Annotated in this window: 16 protein-coding genes; 11 read left to right on the top strand and 5 right to left on the bottom strand. The window is 37.5% G+C overall.

Going from position 1 to position 18,701, the window contains the following annotated elements; all coding sequences use genetic code 11:
* Window positions 1–96 precede the first annotated feature (96 nt).
* Both JWP71_RS14865 and JWP71_RS14860 read left to right on the top strand, forming a co-directional pair.
* Entirely contained in the window at window positions 97–1,839 is a 1,743-nt protein-coding gene (locus tag JWP71_RS14865; RefSeq protein ID WP_299501498.1) for an ABC transporter ATP-binding protein, read from the top strand.
* Entirely contained in the window at window positions 1,829–3,586 is a 1,758-nt protein-coding gene (locus JWP71_RS14860) for an ABC transporter ATP-binding protein (protein WP_299501495.1), read from the top strand. The genes JWP71_RS14865 and JWP71_RS14860 overlap by 11 nt, the downstream gene beginning before the upstream one ends.
* Here the strand turns inward: JWP71_RS14860 and JWP71_RS14855 are convergent.
* On the bottom strand, window positions 3,583–5,769 hold the full coding sequence (locus JWP71_RS14855; protein WP_299501493.1) for a 7TM diverse intracellular signaling domain-containing protein: 2,187 nt from the start codon (window positions 5,767–5,769) through the stop codon (window positions 3,583–3,585). The two genes, JWP71_RS14860 and JWP71_RS14855, sit on opposite strands and share 4 nt — an antisense overlap.
* Before the next feature lie 112 nt (window positions 5,770–5,881).
* On the opposite strand from JWP71_RS14855, the gene JWP71_RS14850 reads away from it, so the two are divergent.
* The gene (locus JWP71_RS14850; protein ID WP_299501491.1) at window positions 5,882–6,331 is read left to right on the top strand and encodes a response regulator; all 450 of its coding nucleotides are present in this window, start codon (window positions 5,882–5,884) and stop codon (window positions 6,329–6,331) included.
* 409 nt (window positions 6,332–6,740) lie between these two features.
* A complete protein-coding gene (locus tag JWP71_RS14845; protein ID WP_299501489.1) occupies window positions 6,741–7,754 on the top strand; it encodes a type IX secretion system membrane protein PorP/SprF in 1,014 nt (337 codons plus the stop codon).
* A 110-nt stretch (window positions 7,755–7,864) separates the two neighbouring features.
* Here JWP71_RS14845 and rpoN read toward each other — a convergent pair whose 3' ends face one another.
* The gene (gene rpoN, locus JWP71_RS14840; RefSeq protein WP_299501487.1) at window positions 7,865–9,340 is read right to left on the bottom strand and encodes an RNA polymerase factor sigma-54; all 1,476 of its coding nucleotides are present in this window, start codon (window positions 9,338–9,340) and stop codon (window positions 7,865–7,867) included.
* Between the two features lie 150 nt (window positions 9,341–9,490).
* Between rpoN and mscL the strand changes: the two genes are divergently transcribed.
* Window positions 9,491–9,895 carry a large-conductance mechanosensitive channel protein MscL gene (mscL, locus tag JWP71_RS14835; RefSeq protein ID WP_299501485.1) on the top strand — a complete coding sequence of 135 codons (405 nt, stop codon included), beginning with the start codon at window positions 9,491–9,493 and terminating at the stop codon, window positions 9,893–9,895.
* A gap of 12 nt (window positions 9,896–9,907) precedes the next feature.
* On the opposite strand, the gene JWP71_RS14830 is transcribed toward mscL, so the two are convergent.
* A complete protein-coding gene (locus tag JWP71_RS14830; RefSeq protein ID WP_299501483.1) occupies window positions 9,908–10,639 on the bottom strand; it encodes a ChaN family lipoprotein in 732 nt (243 codons plus the stop codon).
* A gap of 267 nt (window positions 10,640–10,906) precedes the next feature.
* Between JWP71_RS14830 and rpmH the strand changes: the two genes are divergently transcribed.
* The 4 genes from rpmH (at window position 10,907) to tsaB (ending at window position 12,562) form a co-directional block, all read left to right on the top strand.
* On the top strand, window positions 10,907–11,065 hold the full coding sequence (rpmH, locus tag JWP71_RS14825; protein WP_175268754.1) for a 50S ribosomal protein L34: 159 nt from the start codon (window positions 10,907–10,909) through the stop codon (window positions 11,063–11,065).
* A gap of 73 nt (window positions 11,066–11,138) precedes the next feature.
* A complete protein-coding gene (gene rnpA, locus JWP71_RS14820) occupies window positions 11,139–11,522 on the top strand; it encodes a ribonuclease P protein component (protein WP_299501481.1) in 384 nt (127 codons plus the stop codon).
* Window positions 11,519–11,761, top strand: coding sequence for a membrane protein insertion efficiency factor YidD (gene yidD, locus JWP71_RS14815; RefSeq protein ID WP_299501479.1), 243 nt, complete (start codon window positions 11,519–11,521; stop codon window positions 11,759–11,761). The genes rnpA and yidD overlap by 4 nt, the downstream gene beginning before the upstream one ends.
* 117 nt (window positions 11,762–11,878) lie before the next feature.
* Complete coding sequence (gene tsaB / locus JWP71_RS14810; RefSeq protein ID WP_299501477.1) at window positions 11,879–12,562, top strand: tRNA (adenosine(37)-N6)-threonylcarbamoyltransferase complex dimerization subunit type 1 TsaB; 684 nt, start codon at window positions 11,879–11,881, stop codon at window positions 12,560–12,562.
* Here tsaB and JWP71_RS14805 read toward each other — a convergent pair.
* Both JWP71_RS14805 and JWP71_RS14800 read right to left on the bottom strand, forming a co-directional pair.
* Window positions 12,559–14,013, bottom strand: coding sequence for a DUF5723 family protein (locus JWP71_RS14805; protein WP_299501475.1), 1,455 nt, complete (start codon window positions 14,011–14,013; stop codon window positions 12,559–12,561). The two genes, tsaB and JWP71_RS14805, sit on opposite strands and share 4 nt — an antisense overlap.
* A 130-nt stretch (window positions 14,014–14,143) precedes the next feature.
* Window positions 14,144–15,745, bottom strand: a complete 1,602-nt coding sequence (locus tag JWP71_RS14800; protein ID WP_299501473.1) for a hypothetical protein — start codon at window positions 15,743–15,745, stop codon at window positions 14,144–14,146.
* 80 nt (window positions 15,746–15,825) lie between these two features.
* On the opposite strand from JWP71_RS14800, the gene JWP71_RS14795 reads away from it, so the two are divergent.
* Entirely contained in the window at window positions 15,826–16,212 is a 387-nt protein-coding gene (locus JWP71_RS14795) for a DUF423 domain-containing protein (protein ID WP_299501472.1), read from the top strand.
* A 3-nt stretch (window positions 16,213–16,215) separates the two neighbouring features.
* The coding region (gene priA, locus JWP71_RS14790) for a primosomal protein N' (protein WP_299501470.1) at window positions 16,216–18,701 on the top strand (2,486 nt) is incomplete at its 3' end.

Genomic DNA, 18,701 nt, shown 5'->3' with positions numbered 1-18,701 from the left:
ATTTATTTGCACATTTTAAAATATTATAATTACACAATCGTCTACTTTGTTATTGAGATTCCAAACAATTGCATAATATTTGACAAATAAACATACATGCCGCCAGAAAAACAGAATTTAGATCAAAAAAAGCCGCCGGGGATATTCAGCCTGCTTAAACCTTATAGTGGTATGGTTACCATGCTGCTGGTGTTCGCGCTTTTTAGCAATGGAATTAATTTATTACTGCCTAAAATAATAGCCACCGGGATAGATGCCTATACACAAGGGCATTTTGATTTTAAACATATTATAACCCAGTTTGGTGTAGCGGTACTGTTGATCTTTATATTTGGTTACCTGCAAAGTATTATCCAGACCTATGCTTCTGAGCGTGTTGCAAGAGATTTGCGCACCCGGCTTTCTGATAAAATATCAAAACAAAGCCATGCTTTTATTGAGCAGGCAAATCCATCAAAACTGCTTACCAATTTAACCGCCGATACCGATTCTATAAAACTGTTTGTATCGCAAGCCATTGTATCCATTATATCATCGCTGGTAATAATTGTAGGTGCCAGCGTTTTATTGTTGACCATTAACTGGCGGCTGGCTTTAACCGTTATTGCTATCATCCCCATAATTGGCGGTACGTTCTTTTATGTGCTGAAAACAGTAAGGGTACTGTTTAAACAAAGCCGCGAGGTTATAGACTGGTTAAACAAGATTATAAATGAAAGTATCCTGGGCTCGGCCCTTATAAGGGTTATCAATTCGCAAAACCTGGAAACAGCTAAGTTTTTAGAGGCCAATGCCAAGGCAAGGGATTTTGGGCTTGCTATATTACGCATGTTTGCCGGCCTTATCCCGGTAATTACATTTACGGCCAACCTATCAGCCTTAACCATACTGGCATTGGGCGGGCATTATGTAATAAACGGAACCATGAGCCTGGGTAATTTTGCTGCCTTTAACAGTTATTTAGCAATGCTGATATTCCCGATACTGGTAATTGGGTTTATGAGTAATATAATTGCGCAGGCAACTGCGTCCTATCAACGTATAAGCTCGGTATTGAATGCGCCCGACATGGTAGATAACGGAACCATTACCACCAGTTTGCAAGGTAATATTGAGCTAAAAGAGGTATCAGTTATTTACGGACAAAAGCCCGCGCTTAAAGATATATCTCTATCTATAAAAGCCGGATCAAAAATTGCAATAATTGGCCCTACGGCTGCGGGTAAAACACAGCTATTATATTTGCTTACCGGTTTGATACCGGCCAATGCGGGCGAAATTGAATTTGACGGCAATAGCATTGACAGTTATAACAGTGAAGCTTTTCATAGCCAGGTGGGTTTTGTTTTCCAGGACAGTATCATATTTAACATGAGCATTCGCGAAAACATTGCGTTTAGCGATACCGTTACCAACGAATCATTACAAAAAGCGATAGATACCGCCGAACTAAAAGAATTTATTGAAAGCTTGCCCGATGGATTGAACACTATAGTGTCTGAACGCGGTTCGAGCCTATCAGGCGGGCAAAAACAGCGTATTATGCTGGCAAGGGCCTTAGCGGTTAACCCCAAAATATTATTGCTGGATGATTTTACCGCAAGGGTTGATGCTAGTACTGAGCGAAAGATATTAGCCAACGTACAAAAAAACTATCCTGAAATTACCTTGCTATCCGTAACACAAAAAATAGCCGCCATTGAGCATTATGACCAGATTATCCTGCTGATGCAGGGCGAAATTATTGCAGGTGGCACACATAACGAATTGATGGATATCTGTCCCGAATATGTACAAATTTTTAATTCACAACAAAGCACCAGCAATTATGAATTATAATTTGAACAACCTGTCAGAGCAGGCAGAAAAAACGTCGACGCTTGCCGCGCTTAAAAAGCTGCTGCAATTAATAGCGCACGAAAAGCAAACGCTGATACTGGCAACCATCACTATCCTGGTTAATTCAACCTTAAACCTGCTGGGGCCATTTATAGTAGGGTACACTATTGATAAATATGTGCAAACCAAACAGTACCAGGGTGTATTGATGTTCTCGGGCATATTGCTGGCTATGTATTTGGTGGGGTTAATAACCAGCTATTTGCAAACCAAATTAATGGGCGGGGTAGGGCAGCGTATGTTATTTACGTTGCGCAATGCCATATTTAATAAACTACAATTGTTGCCGGTTGATTTTTTTAATCAGAACAAAGCCGGCGACCTGATATCGCGCGTTAATAATGACACGGATAAACTGAACCAGTTTTTCTCGCAATCATTAGTACAGTTTATTGGCAGCATTGCTACCATGGCGGGCGCGGGCGTGTTTTTATTAACTATCCATATTCAGCTTGGTGTGGCTGCGGTTGCCCCTATGTTGCTGATATTGGTATTTACTACTATTGTATCGCCCTGGGTAAAAAGAACTAATGCTAAAAACCTGAAGAGCGTAGGGGGGATGAGCGCCGAGATACAGGAGAGCTTAAACAATTTTAAAGTTATCATCGCTTTTAATCGCCGCGATTATTTCAGGAAGCGGTTTGATGGCGCTAATCAGCAAAATTATAAAACGGCTATCAGTGCCGGCCTGGCTAATAATGTTTTCATGCCGGTATATAGCTTGTTCTCCGGCATAGCACAATTAACGGTATTGGTTTACGGTATCTACCTTATCGGCACCGATTTTTCTATAGGATTGCTAATTGCTTACCTATCATACGTAACGCTATTTTATAACCCCTTAAGGCAATTGGCAGCATTATGGGCCAATTTTCAAACGGCTATGGCCGCATGGGACAGGATATCGCAAATATTAGGATTAGAAACCAACCTGGTTAATGTTGATAATGTACTTGCAGAATCTACAACCACGCTGCTGGAGTTTAGAAATGTGCACTTTGGGTATACAGACGGCAACGAAATTTTACACAACGTAAGCTTTAAACTGGAGCCCGGTAAAACCTATGCATTAGTTGGCCCTACGGGAGGCGGTAAAACTACAACCGCGTCATTAATTGCCCGCTTATATGATCCTAACAAGGGGATGGTATTACTTAACGGCAGGGATATAAGAAGCTACGACGCTGATGAGCGTTCAAAAAAAATAGGCTTTATTTTACAAGAGCCATTTTTATTTACGGGGACCGTAAGAGAGAATATTTTATATGGAAATGAGCTTTATAAAGATCATACCAGCGAACAGATGGAGCTAGTTATAACCGATGCTAACCTGGGTAATTTGTTAGCCATCTTTGAGAGCGGATTAGATACAAAAGTACTATCGGGTGGGGATAGTATTAGTTTGGGCCAAAAACAATTAATAGCTTTTATGAGGGCAGTATTACGTAACCCGGACCTGTTAATATTAGATGAAGCCACCGCGAACATTGATACCATAACCGAAAAACTATTAGGCGAAATTTTAAACAATTTACCGCGGCATACTACCCGTGTAATTATAGCTCACCGTTTAAATACAATAGAAAATGCTGACGAGATTTACTTCGTTAATTCAGGCGAGGTTACCAGGGCCGGTTCATTAAATGATGCAATGAATATGCTGCTTAAAGGTAAAAGGGTGAGTTAGAAGGTTGGTTCTTCAATATCGCTTTTTAAACTTTTAGGCAGTGTTACCGTAAATGTTGAACCCTGGCCAGGTATAGATTCTACCAGGATGGTGCCATTGTGTTTTTCAATAATTCCAAATACAATGGAGAGGCCCAACCCTGTACCATCACCAATATTTTTTGTTGTAAAAAAAGGCTCAAATATACGTTGCCTTACGGCCGGGGTCATTCCTATTCCGGTATCAGTAATTTCTATCAATATATGATCGGGTTGATCTTGGGTTTTAATAATTATGCTCTCATTTTCATGTCCCTCTTTTGCTTTTATTGCTTGTATGCTGTTATTAATGAGGTTTATAAGTGCCTGGTTAATTTTACCCGAATAGCAATTTAACGGTTCAAGTTTATTTAATAGGGGTTTTATTTCGATATAATAGGGAATGGAGCTTCTTAATATAATTAAGGTACTTAATATAGCCGAGTTTATATTAGCGGGCATTATAACCAACTCATCCATACGGCTAAAGGTGCGCAGGCTTTGTACTATTTCTGCTGTGCGGGTGGCTCCTTCTTCTACGCCATCTAATAAAATTTTTATCTCGCTTTTAACAAAATCAGCATCTATAGTTTGTTTGTAATTATTGGCGTCATTTAGCAACTTGGATTTACCTGGATTATTTGCAGCTTCATCATATTTATTAAGCAATAAAAATATCTCATCAAAATCAACACGCAGGGGTTTAACGTTCGCGCTTACAAAGTTTATGGGGTTATTAATTTCATGAGCTACACCGGCGGTAAGTTGGCCCAATAATGCCATCTTTTCTGTTTCAATTAACTGCATTTGTGCAGATTTTAGGTTATCAATAGTTATTGATAAGTTTTGATTGGTTTGTATAAGCTCTTGCGTTCGCTCTTTTACTTTGTTTTCTAAAAAAATATTTTGTTCGGTTATTAATCGCTCGTTTTCTTTAGCAATAGTAAGAGCCGCCTGTTGCGATTGTGTGTTTTGATGCCGGTAAAAATTTATCTTATCTGCCAGTGCGACCGAGAATAATATCAATTCAATTAATGCACTGTATATAATTATATTAAGTGTAAAATAATTGTAAGGTATCAAGCCGTTATTACGGCCAATAGTAATTAACACAGCCAGTAAAAATAAACCCCAGCCTATCATAAAAAATTTGGCGGGTTTAAATCCTTTGATGTAAAGAACAGCAACAATAAATAATAATGTTAATGACGTTGTTAACGCGGCCACGGTAATAAGCGTATAAGCTATATGTGCCTGGCCCGCGAGTATTGCTATAAGTGGTAATAAATATAATACGTATAGGAATAGAAATACCCGATAATATTGTTTTATGTTTTGTTTTAGTTGTAAAAACTCCCCTGCAAATAATAACAGTGAATAACCCAAGCATGATCTTAAAAGCGGAGTAACATAATTGTTTAGCGCTTTAAGATTGTGCGGTAATAAAGCGCTGCCAAAACCTAATAATAATGATTGTGTTAACCCTAAAAAAACAATATAGATAACATAATACAGGTAGCTTTTATCGCCTACAGTAATAAACAGCATGAGGTTATAAAGTGCCATTACTAAAAACATACCTGCAATAGCGCCGCTTATCATATTATCAATACTGCGTTTTTGCAAAAATTGAGAAGAGCTATGCACTTCTATGGGTATGACGGTTGAAGCATTACTTTTTATACGGGCGTAGAATGTATTAGATGAATCGGGCAAAATGGGTATATTAATAAGTGTAACGCCCTGGGTTAGTAAATTAGAATTATACTGCGGGTCTTTAGATGATAAATGTTTTATGTGATGATTAACATGATCATTATTACGACTGGTAATTTCATCAAAAAAAATGTCAAAATCGTCAATTATACTTTTACCAATAGTTATAGCTACTAGGGGTTGGTCGGTATTGTTTTTTAAAGTAAATTTTAACCAGGTTACTGATTTTGAATATTTTAAAAGCGGAAAGGAAGAACTAATGCTATGAAAATTATTATTTTGAATAATATCTTTTGCGGTGAAAATATTATCCGGATCTTCTAATTCAAGAAAATATTGATGTGTTAAATACTTAGTTTCCTTTACATTGATCTTTAAAGTATCTGTTTGTGCAGCAAATGCCCGGGAAATTTGTATAATAGCATACAGTATTAACAATATTTTTTTCATTTTTACCAAACAGCTTTCAAAAAAAGATATTATAAAAATGCACAGAAAATTAAAATTTAGTGCATTTTTTAATTTTTTAAATAGATAGCTGCTCAAACCGTTAAATTTTACTATGGCAATAGGTGTATTATACATTGATGATGAAATAAATAATCTGAATAGCTTTAAAGCTGCTTTCAGACGTGATTTTGAAGTGTTTACTGCAATTTCTGCAAAAGAGGGTCGAAAAATATTGGATAGCCAGGAAATTGGGGTTATTATAACAGACCAACGCATGCCCGGTATGACGGGGATTGAGTTTTTGGAGTCGATCTTACCCATATATCCCGATACCATAAGAATATTATTGACTGGTTTTTCTGATATAAACGCGGTTATGGATGCCATAAACCGGGGCCAGGTTTATAAGTACCTGGTTAAGCCATGGCAGAATGACGAGCTGAAAATGTATATTGAAAACGCGCTTGAAATATATTATTTAAGAAAAGAAAATAAAGACCTGGCTCACAAACTGCAAATTGCTTATGCTGAATTAGATGCAATAGGGAAATCCCGTATTTAATTAAAATTTACAATTATCGGCCACCTAACCATTATTAGTAAATGCAACTCTTTATCCCATCGCCATTAGGGGTAAAGGCATTTGGCACATCAATTTGTCGAACAATAGGAGTAACAATAAGCATACCGGTTATATAATTAATAGTGTAAGTTGGAGATGCCGCGCTGCTTACTGTTATTGGATAATTGCCCGTAATGAGCTAGTACCCGCCGTTGTATTTACCCTGGGTGGCTTATATGCTTGTTAAAATTTGTAACTGAGTACGTTAAGATAATTTTAGAAAAGCTATATTCGTCAAAATACTATTGTTAGTGATAATTTAGAACAAATCTGTTTTAATTTACTTACAACAAATACCAATTATCAACTGAAGCCAGTAGTGCAAGTAAGCAGGTGACATAAATTACTAATGAAGAGGGTTTTATACTTATTTATTCTTATTGTTTTTAGTATCCGAATGGCGACGGCTCAGCAGTTACCGCAGTATACTCAATATGTATTTAACAATTATCTCTTAAATCCAGCGGTATCGGGTATTGAAAATTATACTGATGCTAAATTGGGTTATCGCAGCCAGTGGACGGGTCTGGACGGCGCCCCTGTGACCAGCTATCTTACGGTTAATTTGCCAATAGGAAACGGTTTTTTGAACGGAGATGCTACAGCTTTCCCGGGAGGAGGGGGCACAAACCCATCAAGCAGGTTATATACACAGGATTACCGTGCTTCTGAACCCCATCATGGTGTTGGTATTATGGTAGTAACGGATAAGGCCGGACCTATTACGCAAACAAATATAGACGCCACTTATGCTTATCATATTGGTTTGGCCCCACAATTAAATTTAGCCGTAGGGGTATTGGCAGGCGTTAACCATATTAGTTTAAATACTTCGCAAATTACATTAGCAACCCCGTTTGATCCTGCTATAACCAATGGTAATAATAGCCAATGGAAACCTGATCTGGGTGCCGGATTGTGGTTGTATTCAGGCGCTTATTATGTAGGTGCATCGGTACAGCAATTATTACCGCAAAATTTATATTTCAGCACCTCAAATACAGCGGTAAACGTTAGTAAAACCGTACCACATTATTTTTTAACAGCAGGTACAAAACTATATCTATCAGATGATATTACGTTGTTGCCATCTTTTTTAGTTAAAGAAATACAGCCTGTTCCGTTAACTTATGATATTAATGTAAAAGCGTCTTTTCAGGATAAATTTTGGTTAGGTGGTTCATACCGTCATGGCGATTCATTTGGCATACTGGCCGGCTTTAATTTAAGCTCATTTATTAATATTGGTTACTCTTATGATATCACCACATCTACATTAAATACGGTAAGTAATGGCACGCATGAAATTGTAATAGGTTTATTGCTAAACAACCGTTATAAAGTAACCTGCCCGCAACATTAATTTAGTCATTAGTTATTTTTTTCCAATAACAATACTATAACTTAAAACAATCAAATTAACAAGCAATTCTCACCAATGACCAATGACCAATGACCAATGACCAATGACTATTACAACTCTTTCCTTAACCTTGCAACGGGAATGTTCATTTGCTCGCGATATTTGGCAACGGTACGACGGGCAATATTGTAACCGGCATCTTTAAGTATATCGGTTAGCTTTTCATCAGCAAGCGGGTGGTGCTTATCTTCTTTGCCTATATGTTCTTCCAGTATCTTTTTAACTTCCTTGTTTGAAACTTCTTCGCCGCTTTCTGTTTGAATAGCTTCAGAGAAGAATGATTTTAATAAATAAGTACCATGCTCTGTTTGTACGTATTTGGAGTTGGCAACACGCGAAACTGTTGAGATATCCATGCCTATACGGTCGGCAATATCTTTCAGGATCATTGGTTTTAAGTTCTTGTCATCACCTGTTAAAAAGAACTCATATTGGTATTGCATTATGGCGTTCATGGTTTTTAACAGGGTTTGCTGTCTTTGTTTAATAGCATCAATAAACCATTTTGCCGAGTCGAGTTTTTGTTTAACAAACTGTACTGCTTCCTTTAGTTTTTTATCTTTTTGCGATGCCTTATCATAATGCTGAAACATTTCCTGGTAAGAGCGGCTCACTCTTAATTCGGGAGCATTTTTGGAGTTTAATGTAAGTATCAATACACCATCGCTATTCTTGATATGAAAATCAGGAATAACCTGCATTTGCTTGCTGTTAACCTCGTTCGAGTCGCCTGGTTTAGGGTTGAGCTTTAAAATTTCATTTACAACCCCGCGCAATTCTATCGAATTCATGTTCAGTGATTTTTCCAGCTTATCATAATGCTTGCGGGTAAACTCATCCAGGTAATGCTCAACTACATTAATGGCTTTTTTTATAATAGGATCATTAACATCCTTTTTACGTAATTGTATTAACAAACATTCCTGCAAACTACGGGCGCCAACCCCCGCAGGGTCAAAAGTTTGTATCAGCCTCAGCATATCTTCCACTTCTTCGTCCTCGGCCATCACGTTTTGAGAGAAAGCAAGATCATCTGTAAGCGAGGTTATTGGTCTGCGCAGATAACCATCATCATCCAGACTGCCGATAATCTGATTAGCTATTTTAAAGTCTTTATCAGACAATGGAAGCATATCCAGCTGCGATTGCAAAAGCTCAAAGAACGAGCTTTGTACAGCAAACGGTATTTCTTTGTTATCCTCATCATCATCGCCATTTTGGTCATAGCGCGATCCGTATTCATTTACGTTATCTTCCTGCAGGTAATCGTCAATATTAAATTCATCCGTTTCACCTCTTTCTTCGTCGCTGTTAAAATTGTCTTCGTCGGGGTCGCGGTCTGGGTATTGTTCTTCGGGTTCGTTTAAGTTAGTCAAACTCAGATCCTCAAGTGCAGGATTCTCCTCCAACTCCTCTTTTATACGGGTATCTAACGATACCGTAGGCACCTGCAACAATTTAATAAATTGTATTTGTTGAGGCGATAGCTTCTGTAAAAGTTTTTGTTGGAGGTTCTGTTTAAGCATAATTAGATCAAGGCAAATCTACATCAATTACCTATAACTTTAAAACTTAGTTAAAAAGGAAAACATTTAACAAGTAAATGCCAAAAAAATAATATTTGTTTGTACCCATCTGTAATTTATTAATAACTTTAAATAAAATGACTTAAAATTATGGCCATTGTAAAAGAATTTAAGGAATTTGCCATGCGCGGCAACGTAGTTGACCTTGCGGTAGGTGTTATTATTGGCGCTGCCTTTGGCAAAATTGTCACCTCGCTGGTAACTGATATTATTATGCCGCCCTTAGGGTTTGTGGTAGGGCGCATTGATTTTAAAGACTTAAAATATGTTATAAAGCCGGCAGTAGGAAAAATCCCCGAAACTGCTGTTAATTATGGTTTATTTATTAATAATGTTATTGATTTTTTAATTGTAGCATTTTGTATTTTTTTAATGGTAAAAGGTATTAACTCCTTAAAAAAGCAAGAAGAAGCCGCACCAGCCGCACCGGCTGCACCAACAAAAGAAGAAATATTACTTACAGATATACGCGATATTTTAGCGAAGCAGAAGTAAATTAGCTTAAAACTATTTAGTGTCTGTTAAAACAATATAATCAGCCATTGGGGTGTATTTGCTCCAGTCGGGATTGTTAAAGTTGTCATCTGCATAGGCTGCAATATTAAGTATGCGTGCTTTTGAGGCATACTTTTTTAACTGCGCAACGGCTCCAAGTTTTTCTTCGCTATGAAAACCGCCATTAACTTGCATGATCTTATACCTGCGATGCCCTTTGAAGAATTTAGCTACCGACCAGCCCATAGTTGCGTCCCATAAATTTTGCGACTGGTAAATTTGCATACCACCCATGGCGCTATGTCCGCCCATTATTTTTAGAAATTTTTCATAATAATATCCTGTAGCCGTGTCAATAGGCAGGGGTGGTAAATTGGCTAAAGCCGCTTTATCTAATTGTTGAAGATTTTTAAGGCCGCCGTCTGTTACTATGTGTGTGTAACGTACAGGCGAGTTTGCTGCTATAACAGGTATGCCATTGGCTTTTGCCAGCTCTATCATTGGGCGATAATTATTTTTATAAGTTGGCCATGCGCGCCCGCTTGTTATTAAATCTTTTTCGCGTATAAATCCTTCCAGGTATTCATTTAAGACAGATTGACAATCTGTTTCAAACATTTCCATAGAAAGCGCAGTTTTACCGGGATATTTTTCTGATAACTTTTTAAATAAAGTGTATTCCACCACATGGCCGATAGAGTCATTGTGCTCTTCGCCAAAAAATAGCACATCGGCCTTATTCATGTTATTAACAATATCGTTTAAACTAATTTGCTTTTGCAAGAAGTGCTATATATTTTATAATGCTGATTTTGAGCATTCTGGCTTAAAACACATAACGGGAAAATTAAAAGCACACTTAGGATAATTGATTTCATAAAAAGGATATTTCCTGGTAAATTACATTAAGATAGGCTCGTTAGCAAATATGTGTATAATGTATTTGAAAATTTAAATATTTACAGTACATTTGCGCTCTTGTTTTAAAAAACAAATAGAATAAAAAAAGTCATGAAAAGAACGTTTCAGCCTTCTCAAAGAAAAAGAAGAAATAAGCACGGGTTCCGTGAGCGCATGTCAACTGCTAATGGTAGAAGAATATTAGCAGCAAGAAGAGCTAAAGGCAGAAAAAAACTGTCAGTATCAAGCGAAGGTCGTCATAAAGCATAAATCTTCGGTTACTTCCTTCGTTAAAGGGGGCATGAACCGGTTGTATTAAATTTCGGTTCATTATATAGTAACTATGCATACTTTTAAAAAAGAAGAACGGTTATGTAATAAAAAGCTTATTGATAAGCTTTATCATAACGGTTCTTCTTTTTTATGTTATCCTTTTAAAGCTTCGTGGTTAATTGTTGATGGCGCACAAGTGGTTCCAGCGCAAATTTTATTTTCGGTTTCAAAAAAGCGTTATAAACGTGCTGTCGACCGTAATTTAATTAAAAGGCGTATGCGTGAAGTTTATCGGCTAAATAAGCAGCAGCAATTGTATGAGGTGCTTAATGCAGCCGATAAAAAAATTGTATTTTCTGTAGGATACATAGGTAAGGAAATAGCTGCCTATGAGTTTATAGAAAAGAAGATGCAGAAGCTTTTAACACAACTTAGTACCGAACTTGTAAAATGAGAGCGGTATTAAACTTATTTAAAGCTATAGCAGGCGCCTTATTCGTGTTGCTGATAAAGATATATCAATATTTTATTTCTCCGCTTACAGGTGCTTCCTGTCGTTATACGCCTACTTGTTCTCAATATGGTATTGAAGCAATAAAAAAACATGGTGCTTTTAAAGGCGGATGGTTAACTTTAAAACGTATAGCCAGCTGTAACCCGTGGGGAGGGCATGGCTATGATCCGGTACCTTAATTTTGTCATTAGTCACTGGTCATTAGTCACAGGGACTTGATAAGTGTTTAAAAATACGAATGACACCAATAACCGATAATCAATAACCAATGACCAATGACAATTGACGAATGACCAATGACTATACTTCAAATTGAAACTGCTACCACTGTATGCTCTGTTGCTTTGGCAAAAGATGGGGCGGTTTTGGGTTATAAGCAGTTGGATGAGCGCAATATCCACGCAGAAATAATTACCTTATTTATTGAAGAGTTGCTTGTAATAGCACATATGAGTTATACTGATATTGACGCGGTTGCGGTAAGCAGCGGGCCGGGTTCATATACCGGTTTGCGCATAGGTGTATCAACAGCCAAGGGTTTATGTTTTGCATTGGATAAACCGCTTATTGCTATTGAAACGTTAGCGTCTATGGCTTACGGCATTATTGCCGGGGGTAATATTGATAGCCAAACACTGCTTTGCCCAATGATTGATGCCAGGCGAATGGAAGTTTATACTGCCTTGTTTGATGCCGCGGGTAATGTTATAAAGCCAACTGCTGCCGAAATTATTGATGAACAAAGTTTCAACGAGCAATTAAAAAATAATAAGATTTTGTTTTTTGGTGATGGTGCAGAAAAATGCCGGGAGACGTTGAGCCCAAATCCTAACGCGCAATTTGTATCAGGCTTTGTTAATTCGGCAACTTATTTGACCCAAAAAGCTGCTGAAAAATTTGCTAAAAGCGATTTTGTGGATGTGGCTTATTTTGAACCGTATTATCTTAAAGATTTTTTAGTGACCCAAAAGAAGGCTTAGTAGTTTTTATCTTTATGAAACAATTTCTCCCATATTTTGCCTATAAACCCTTTGTCGCCATTTGGAGTTGAACTTTCGTTCATCCGGCTTTCAATTATTGATCCGAATTTAAAGGAAACACCTATATAAAAGTCCATTCCCGAGTAAGCACCCTGGCTGGTTACAAATTGCGGCTGTGTAGTTGATGCGGTGCTTTGTGCTGCATTTTTTATTAAGCTAATTGTTTGAAAAAGCCGTTCGCTACCTATAAAAAATTCCGAATCATACTTTTTTATCATAAATTGACCACCAAAATTAAACAACTTTAAATCATTATATGATGAGGTAAGGCTTATTATGTAATTGCCAAGTTGTACCGGTGTTACCAACGCGGCTGTAAAGCCCGGATAAAACATTTCTTTTGATGCAATAAGCGTAGGAGAAAATTTAATTTGCTGTTCGCCGTCTAGCCAATATGTTTTATTTATGCTTAACTCCAGCAAGCCATTTGTTTTTGAAGTAAAACTCTTTTTTACCTGGCCGGAACTTGTAACACTGTCTGCTTGAGTTATAACATTGTTTTCCCGGTCAGAAGATGATAAGCCTGTAATTTGTTTGCTGGTGTTAAAAGAAGAAATTGATGAGGTGCTGTTCCAATGAATAAATCCAACATCTTTTATATTTCCCTGCCAGGTATAACCACTTTCATCAACATATGAAGCACCTAAGGTTATTGCAGCACCCGGATTTAAAAAAGTAGGAATAATGCTTCTTATACCTGATTGGCCCGCCGTTCCGTTTGAATAGCCGGTTCCCTGCAAAGAAAGTGTTGCTGCATCATTCGCCTTATCAAAAGTTATGCTTGATTTGTCGATACTGTATTTTTTGTATGATAGGCCAGACAACGCGCTAAATTTTATACCAATGGCCAATCGTTTACTAACCTGTTCACGATAGGTTACCCCAATTTGATGATAGACCTGATAATAAATATTACCGTTAAAAATATTATTATAAGTATTATTAGGGAAATTAGAATAGCCATTAAAAAGCGCAACAGACTCATCACTTGCTACGCCACTCGCCTCTGTTTTGGTATTTACAAAAAAGCCAACCTCTTGATTACCATTTGCACTGGAAAACATTTTAAACATTACCGAATAAACATTGGCATTAAGATATAAATGATTGTTTTGGCCTTTACCTATTTGTAAGCCGGCTGTGTTATAATAAGATGAGAATGCCCTTGTTTTTAATGCTTCCTGCGCATTGCCGGTTAAATAAAAATTTGCATTAAAATTTGGTATTAAAAAATTGAATGAGAAATTTTTGCTTGTATCCGGTATAAATGTTCTTACTGATGGATTTTCAAAAGACTCATATAATGACCCGGTGTTATATTGAGAATATTGCTGACCAAAAACTTTAACTGTAAGTAAAAAGAAGCACCAAATTAATAAACCTTTCTTCATCTATAATCAATTTATAACCAATCAAGAAAAAACAATGACTCTCTAAAGATAAAACTCAAAATCAACTATTCGTAAAATAAATTCAATTAATTGCATTTTAGTTAATGTTAACCTGTTAAATAAGTGGGTATTATTTATGGGTATTTTTAACTGTTGTACTATCAACCTGGTTAAGATTTATACAAAAGCTGGTATAAAAATTTTTATCAGCGGCAATTAACTGGTATGATGCAGCATAAAAGCTTTTCCATCCCGGTTCATTATGCTCAAATGCGGCATAATATTCGTTATAAAGATCCCTCTTTAAAATGGGCTGAGCATTTTTAAAATTAATGTACCAGGTTACATTGCTCTTTTCGGCTACAAGGTTATTAAACTGATCATATTGTGGCATTTTGCTTTGAAACTTTCGGTTTATATATGTATCGTAATAGCTCTTTAGCTCGGTTTCGCTGTTAGCTAAAATTAAATAGTTATCAATAATCATAAACCAGGGATGATTAAACTGACTAAAAGCATCGCCTAATAAAAAAAAAGGCAATTTGCTATAATTCAATTGTCCCATACCATCACTGGTCATTTTACTGATATTTTGCATTACCGGCCTAAACGCAGATCCGTCAGTTAATGTTATGATGGCAAATTTTTCCATATATCGTGTTGTAATTACTGCAAATTCATTACTAAGCACCTGGTTAAACTCGGCTATTAAATTAATGCCTGTCTCTGCCTTTACTTTATTAAATATTGAATCTTTTGCATGCTGAAGCCTGGCTTTTAGATACCAGTCGGATAGGTCGGCCTTAAACTTTTTAGGGTTAGAAACGGCAAAACATATACTGTAGGCAGTAGTGGCCGGAAAAATATCTTTTATTTGATTAGAAACAGGTTGTTGACCTGTAAACAGGCTTAAATAATCAGCGGCCTGATTATGCTGTATATTTGAAAATCCGGTAAATAACAAAGCATCGCTTTTAAAATTTAAGTTAAGTGCGGCCAGGGCCGGCAGTAAGCAGAAGCTTTTAAAAATATCCGTATTCTTATTTTTAAAAAGTTGCTCAAATAAAGGGTTTAACTGACTGTAATTTATATACAGGTTAGCCAGCGAATTAGAGCTTTGCTGCTCTGGTAATGCCAAAAAAACTTGTTTATCCTTTTGCGGGATATACTTAGCGCATTGATCTGCCAGGTCCTTAGAAAAACTACCCGAATAAATACCCTCTTCCTTAGCTAGCAGGTAAAATCGCTTTTTAATTTTGGTAGAATAAATGATATATCCTTTCTTTCCATCATATAAAACCGGAGTAACCAGCAAGCCTTTATTTGTTTGTTTGGTTAATTGGTCTATGGCGTCTGGCTTAAGCTCCTTTGTGGCAGCTATGGTAAGCAGTAAATCTATAGTATGATTTTTTGACGGATGTAATGAAATAAACGTGTTTTGACCAGTAAAGTACTTCCGGATGGATGGATTTGCCAACAATTGTTTGCGCAATATATCTAAATCGTTAAGTTGTTGCTCGCCAATTACGGATGCAAATAGTTTGTTGCCCTTAAAAATATCATAAAACCCATCATCATTATTAAATTCAAATACAATGGCAGCATTATCGGGGATGGAGCGCATAGTTTCGCCGGTATGCGAACCCGGCGTGGTTAAATTTTTAAAATAGACAATCGTTATAGCCGCTGTGGCTATAAGTAGTATTATTGTGATAATAATAAGTCGTCTCATGTTTATGCTGCAAGGTAGATTTTTACAGCGATGCATTCAAGTAATACTTTCAATTGGTTAACTTAGCATTTTAAAAACCGATGAATAAACAAATAATAATTACCGCTTCTGTTTTTGGTGTGCTGGCTGTTATGGCTGGGGCCTTTGGCGCACATGGGTTAAAAACATTGATAGAGCCACAACAATTAGCGGTATGGCACACGGCTGTTGAGTATAATTTTTACCATGTTTTTGCCTTATTGTTTCTTTCAACATTCGGGCAAAATAAAAGTAAGTTTATCAGCGCAAGTTATTACCTGTTTACATTCGGCATTATCTTTTTTTCGGGCTCATTATACCTTTTGGCCTGCCGCGACCTTTTAAATATGAGCTGGTTATGGATAATGGGGCCAATAACCCCTGTTGGCGGGCTGCTATTTATGGCAGGCTGGATAACGCTTGCATTGGCCGCGATGAGGGGCAAATAAATTATGTTAGAGTTTGCAGAGGCACCATACATCAATCGTAAAACATTTTTTGTTGAGGTAATTTTACCGTTAGCTATATCAAAAAACTACACCTATAGGGTGCCTTTTGAGCTTAATGATGCAGTTGCTCCCGGCAAAAGAGTAGTGGTGCAATTTGGTAAAAGCAAGCTTTATACCGCTGTTATTACTGCCATTACAGAGCAAGCTCCAGAAAAATATGAAGCAAAATATCTGCTGGATATTTTGGATGAACGCCCCGTTGTAACCGCACGCCAGCTTCAATTCTGGAAATGGCTTGCCGAATATTATATGTGTAACGAGGGTGAAGTAATGAACGCCGCTTTACCATCAGCATTAAAACTGGCCAGCGAAACCAAGATAGTGCTTAATAAAGGGTTTGAATACGATAAAGCCGCACTTAACGATAAAGAATTTTTGATAGTTGAAGCGCTCGATATTCAACCAGAGTTAACGGTCAGTGATATTGCAAAATTATTGGGGCAAAAAACAGTAATGCCCATATTGAAATTATTGTTCGAAAAAAACATTATCAATATATCCGAAGAGGTAAGTGATAAATATAAGCCCCGCAAGCGCACTTTTCTTACCTTAAATCCTGTATACCAGGGTCAGGATAGTTTAAAAGAACTGTTTGGTATGTTAGAGAAACGTGCCCCAAAACAAGCCGACGCGGTACTGGCTTATATTAAGCTGGCCCGTCACCAAAAAACTATATCAAAAAACGAGCTGATAGAAGAAAGCGGGGCAGGCACCGCAAGCATTGCTTCGTTAATTGAAAAAGAGATATTTATTGCTGAAGAAAAGAATGTAAGTCGCCTGTATTTTGAAGATGAGGATATATTCAGCAAGTTTGAACTAAGTACGCAACAACAAGACGCGCTTACCCATATAAAACAACAGTTTGAACAAAAGGATGTAGTACTATTGCATGGCGTAACCTCATCAGGCAAAACGCAGATATATATCCGCCTGATAGAGGAAATGATGGCACAAGGCAAACAAGTGCTTTATCTGTTGCCTGAAATTGCCCTCACTACACATATTATAGAACGCCTGCGCCAATATTTTGGCGCCAGTATTGGTGTCTACCATTCCCGTTTTAATGATAATGAACGGGTAGAAGTTTGGCAAAAGGTGCTTAATAATGAATATAAAGTGGTGTTGGGCGCACGTTCATCTGTATTTTTACCTTTTGCTGATCTGGGTTTAATTATAGTTGATGAAGAGCACGAAACATCGTATAAACAGTTTGATCCTGCTCCCCGCTACAATGCCCGCGACGCAGCTATTTTTTTAGCCAATATGCATGAGGGTAAGGTGTTACTGGGTTCGGCAACGCCATCATTCGAAAGCTATTTTAATGCCCGTACCCACAAGTATGGCTTTGCCGAATTAACAGAGCGTTATGGTGGTGTAGAATTACCCACTATTGAAGTGGTTAGCATTGCCGAAGAGACGAAAAAGAAAACTATTCAATCGCATTTTACCAGTGTGCTGATGCTGGATATACAGCAAGCGCTTACCAATAAAGAACAGGTTATATTGTTCCAGAATCGCAGGGGATATGCTCCGGTTTTGCTTTGTAAAATATGCGCCTATACTCCTAAATGTATTAATTGCGATGTAAGCCTTACATATCATAAACATAGCGGTAAACTACATTGCCATTATTGTGGTTATAAAGAGGATACATCTGCTTTTTGCCCGGCTTGCGGATCTACCCATTTGGAATATAAAGGTTTTGGTACAGAGAAGGTAGAGGACGAATTGAGCCTGATACTTCCTGAAGCACGCATAACCCGTATGGACCTGGATACCACCCGATCGCGCAATTCCCTGCAAAACATATTGAATGATCTGGAGGAGAAAAAAATTGATATACTGGTAGGCACACAAATGGTAGCCAAGGGACTTGATTTTGCTGATGTAACCGTTATAGGTATTATTAATGCCGATAGCCTGTTAAAATTCCCGGATTATCGTGCCAACGAGCGTAGCTATCAAATGCTGGCCCAGGTAAGCGGCCGGGCGGGCCGCAGAGGCAAGCAAGGCAAAGTGGTGATACAAACGTATGATCCCGGCCATAGGGTAATAAAACAAGTAATAGAGAATGATTACCGCGACTTATACTTTACAGAAATGGAAGAGCGCAAAAGTTTTCATTATCCGCCCTTCTATCGCATTATTAATTTAGATATAAAACACAAAACCCCCGAGATATTGCATAACCAGGCAACGTACCTGGGTGCAGAATTGCGCAAACACTTTGGCGAAGAGCGGGTAATGGGTCCGCAGGTTCCGTTAGTGAGTCGTATTCGTAATTATTATATACAATCCATTATGCTGAAATTTGAAAAGGATGGTATATCAATTAATAAAGTGAAGGCTACCATCCGGGATGTGATCACCCAGTTTCAAACTACTAAATTGAGTAAGGGCAGTGTGGTTCAGCCTGATGTGGATCCTTA

The organism is Mucilaginibacter sp., from assembly GCF_028287845.1.
Taxonomy (GTDB): domain Bacteria; phylum Bacteroidota; class Bacteroidia; order Sphingobacteriales; family Sphingobacteriaceae; genus Mucilaginibacter.
The sequence above is the reverse complement of the archived record's forward strand: the minus strand, read 5'-3'. Positions and strand labels throughout refer to the sequence as shown.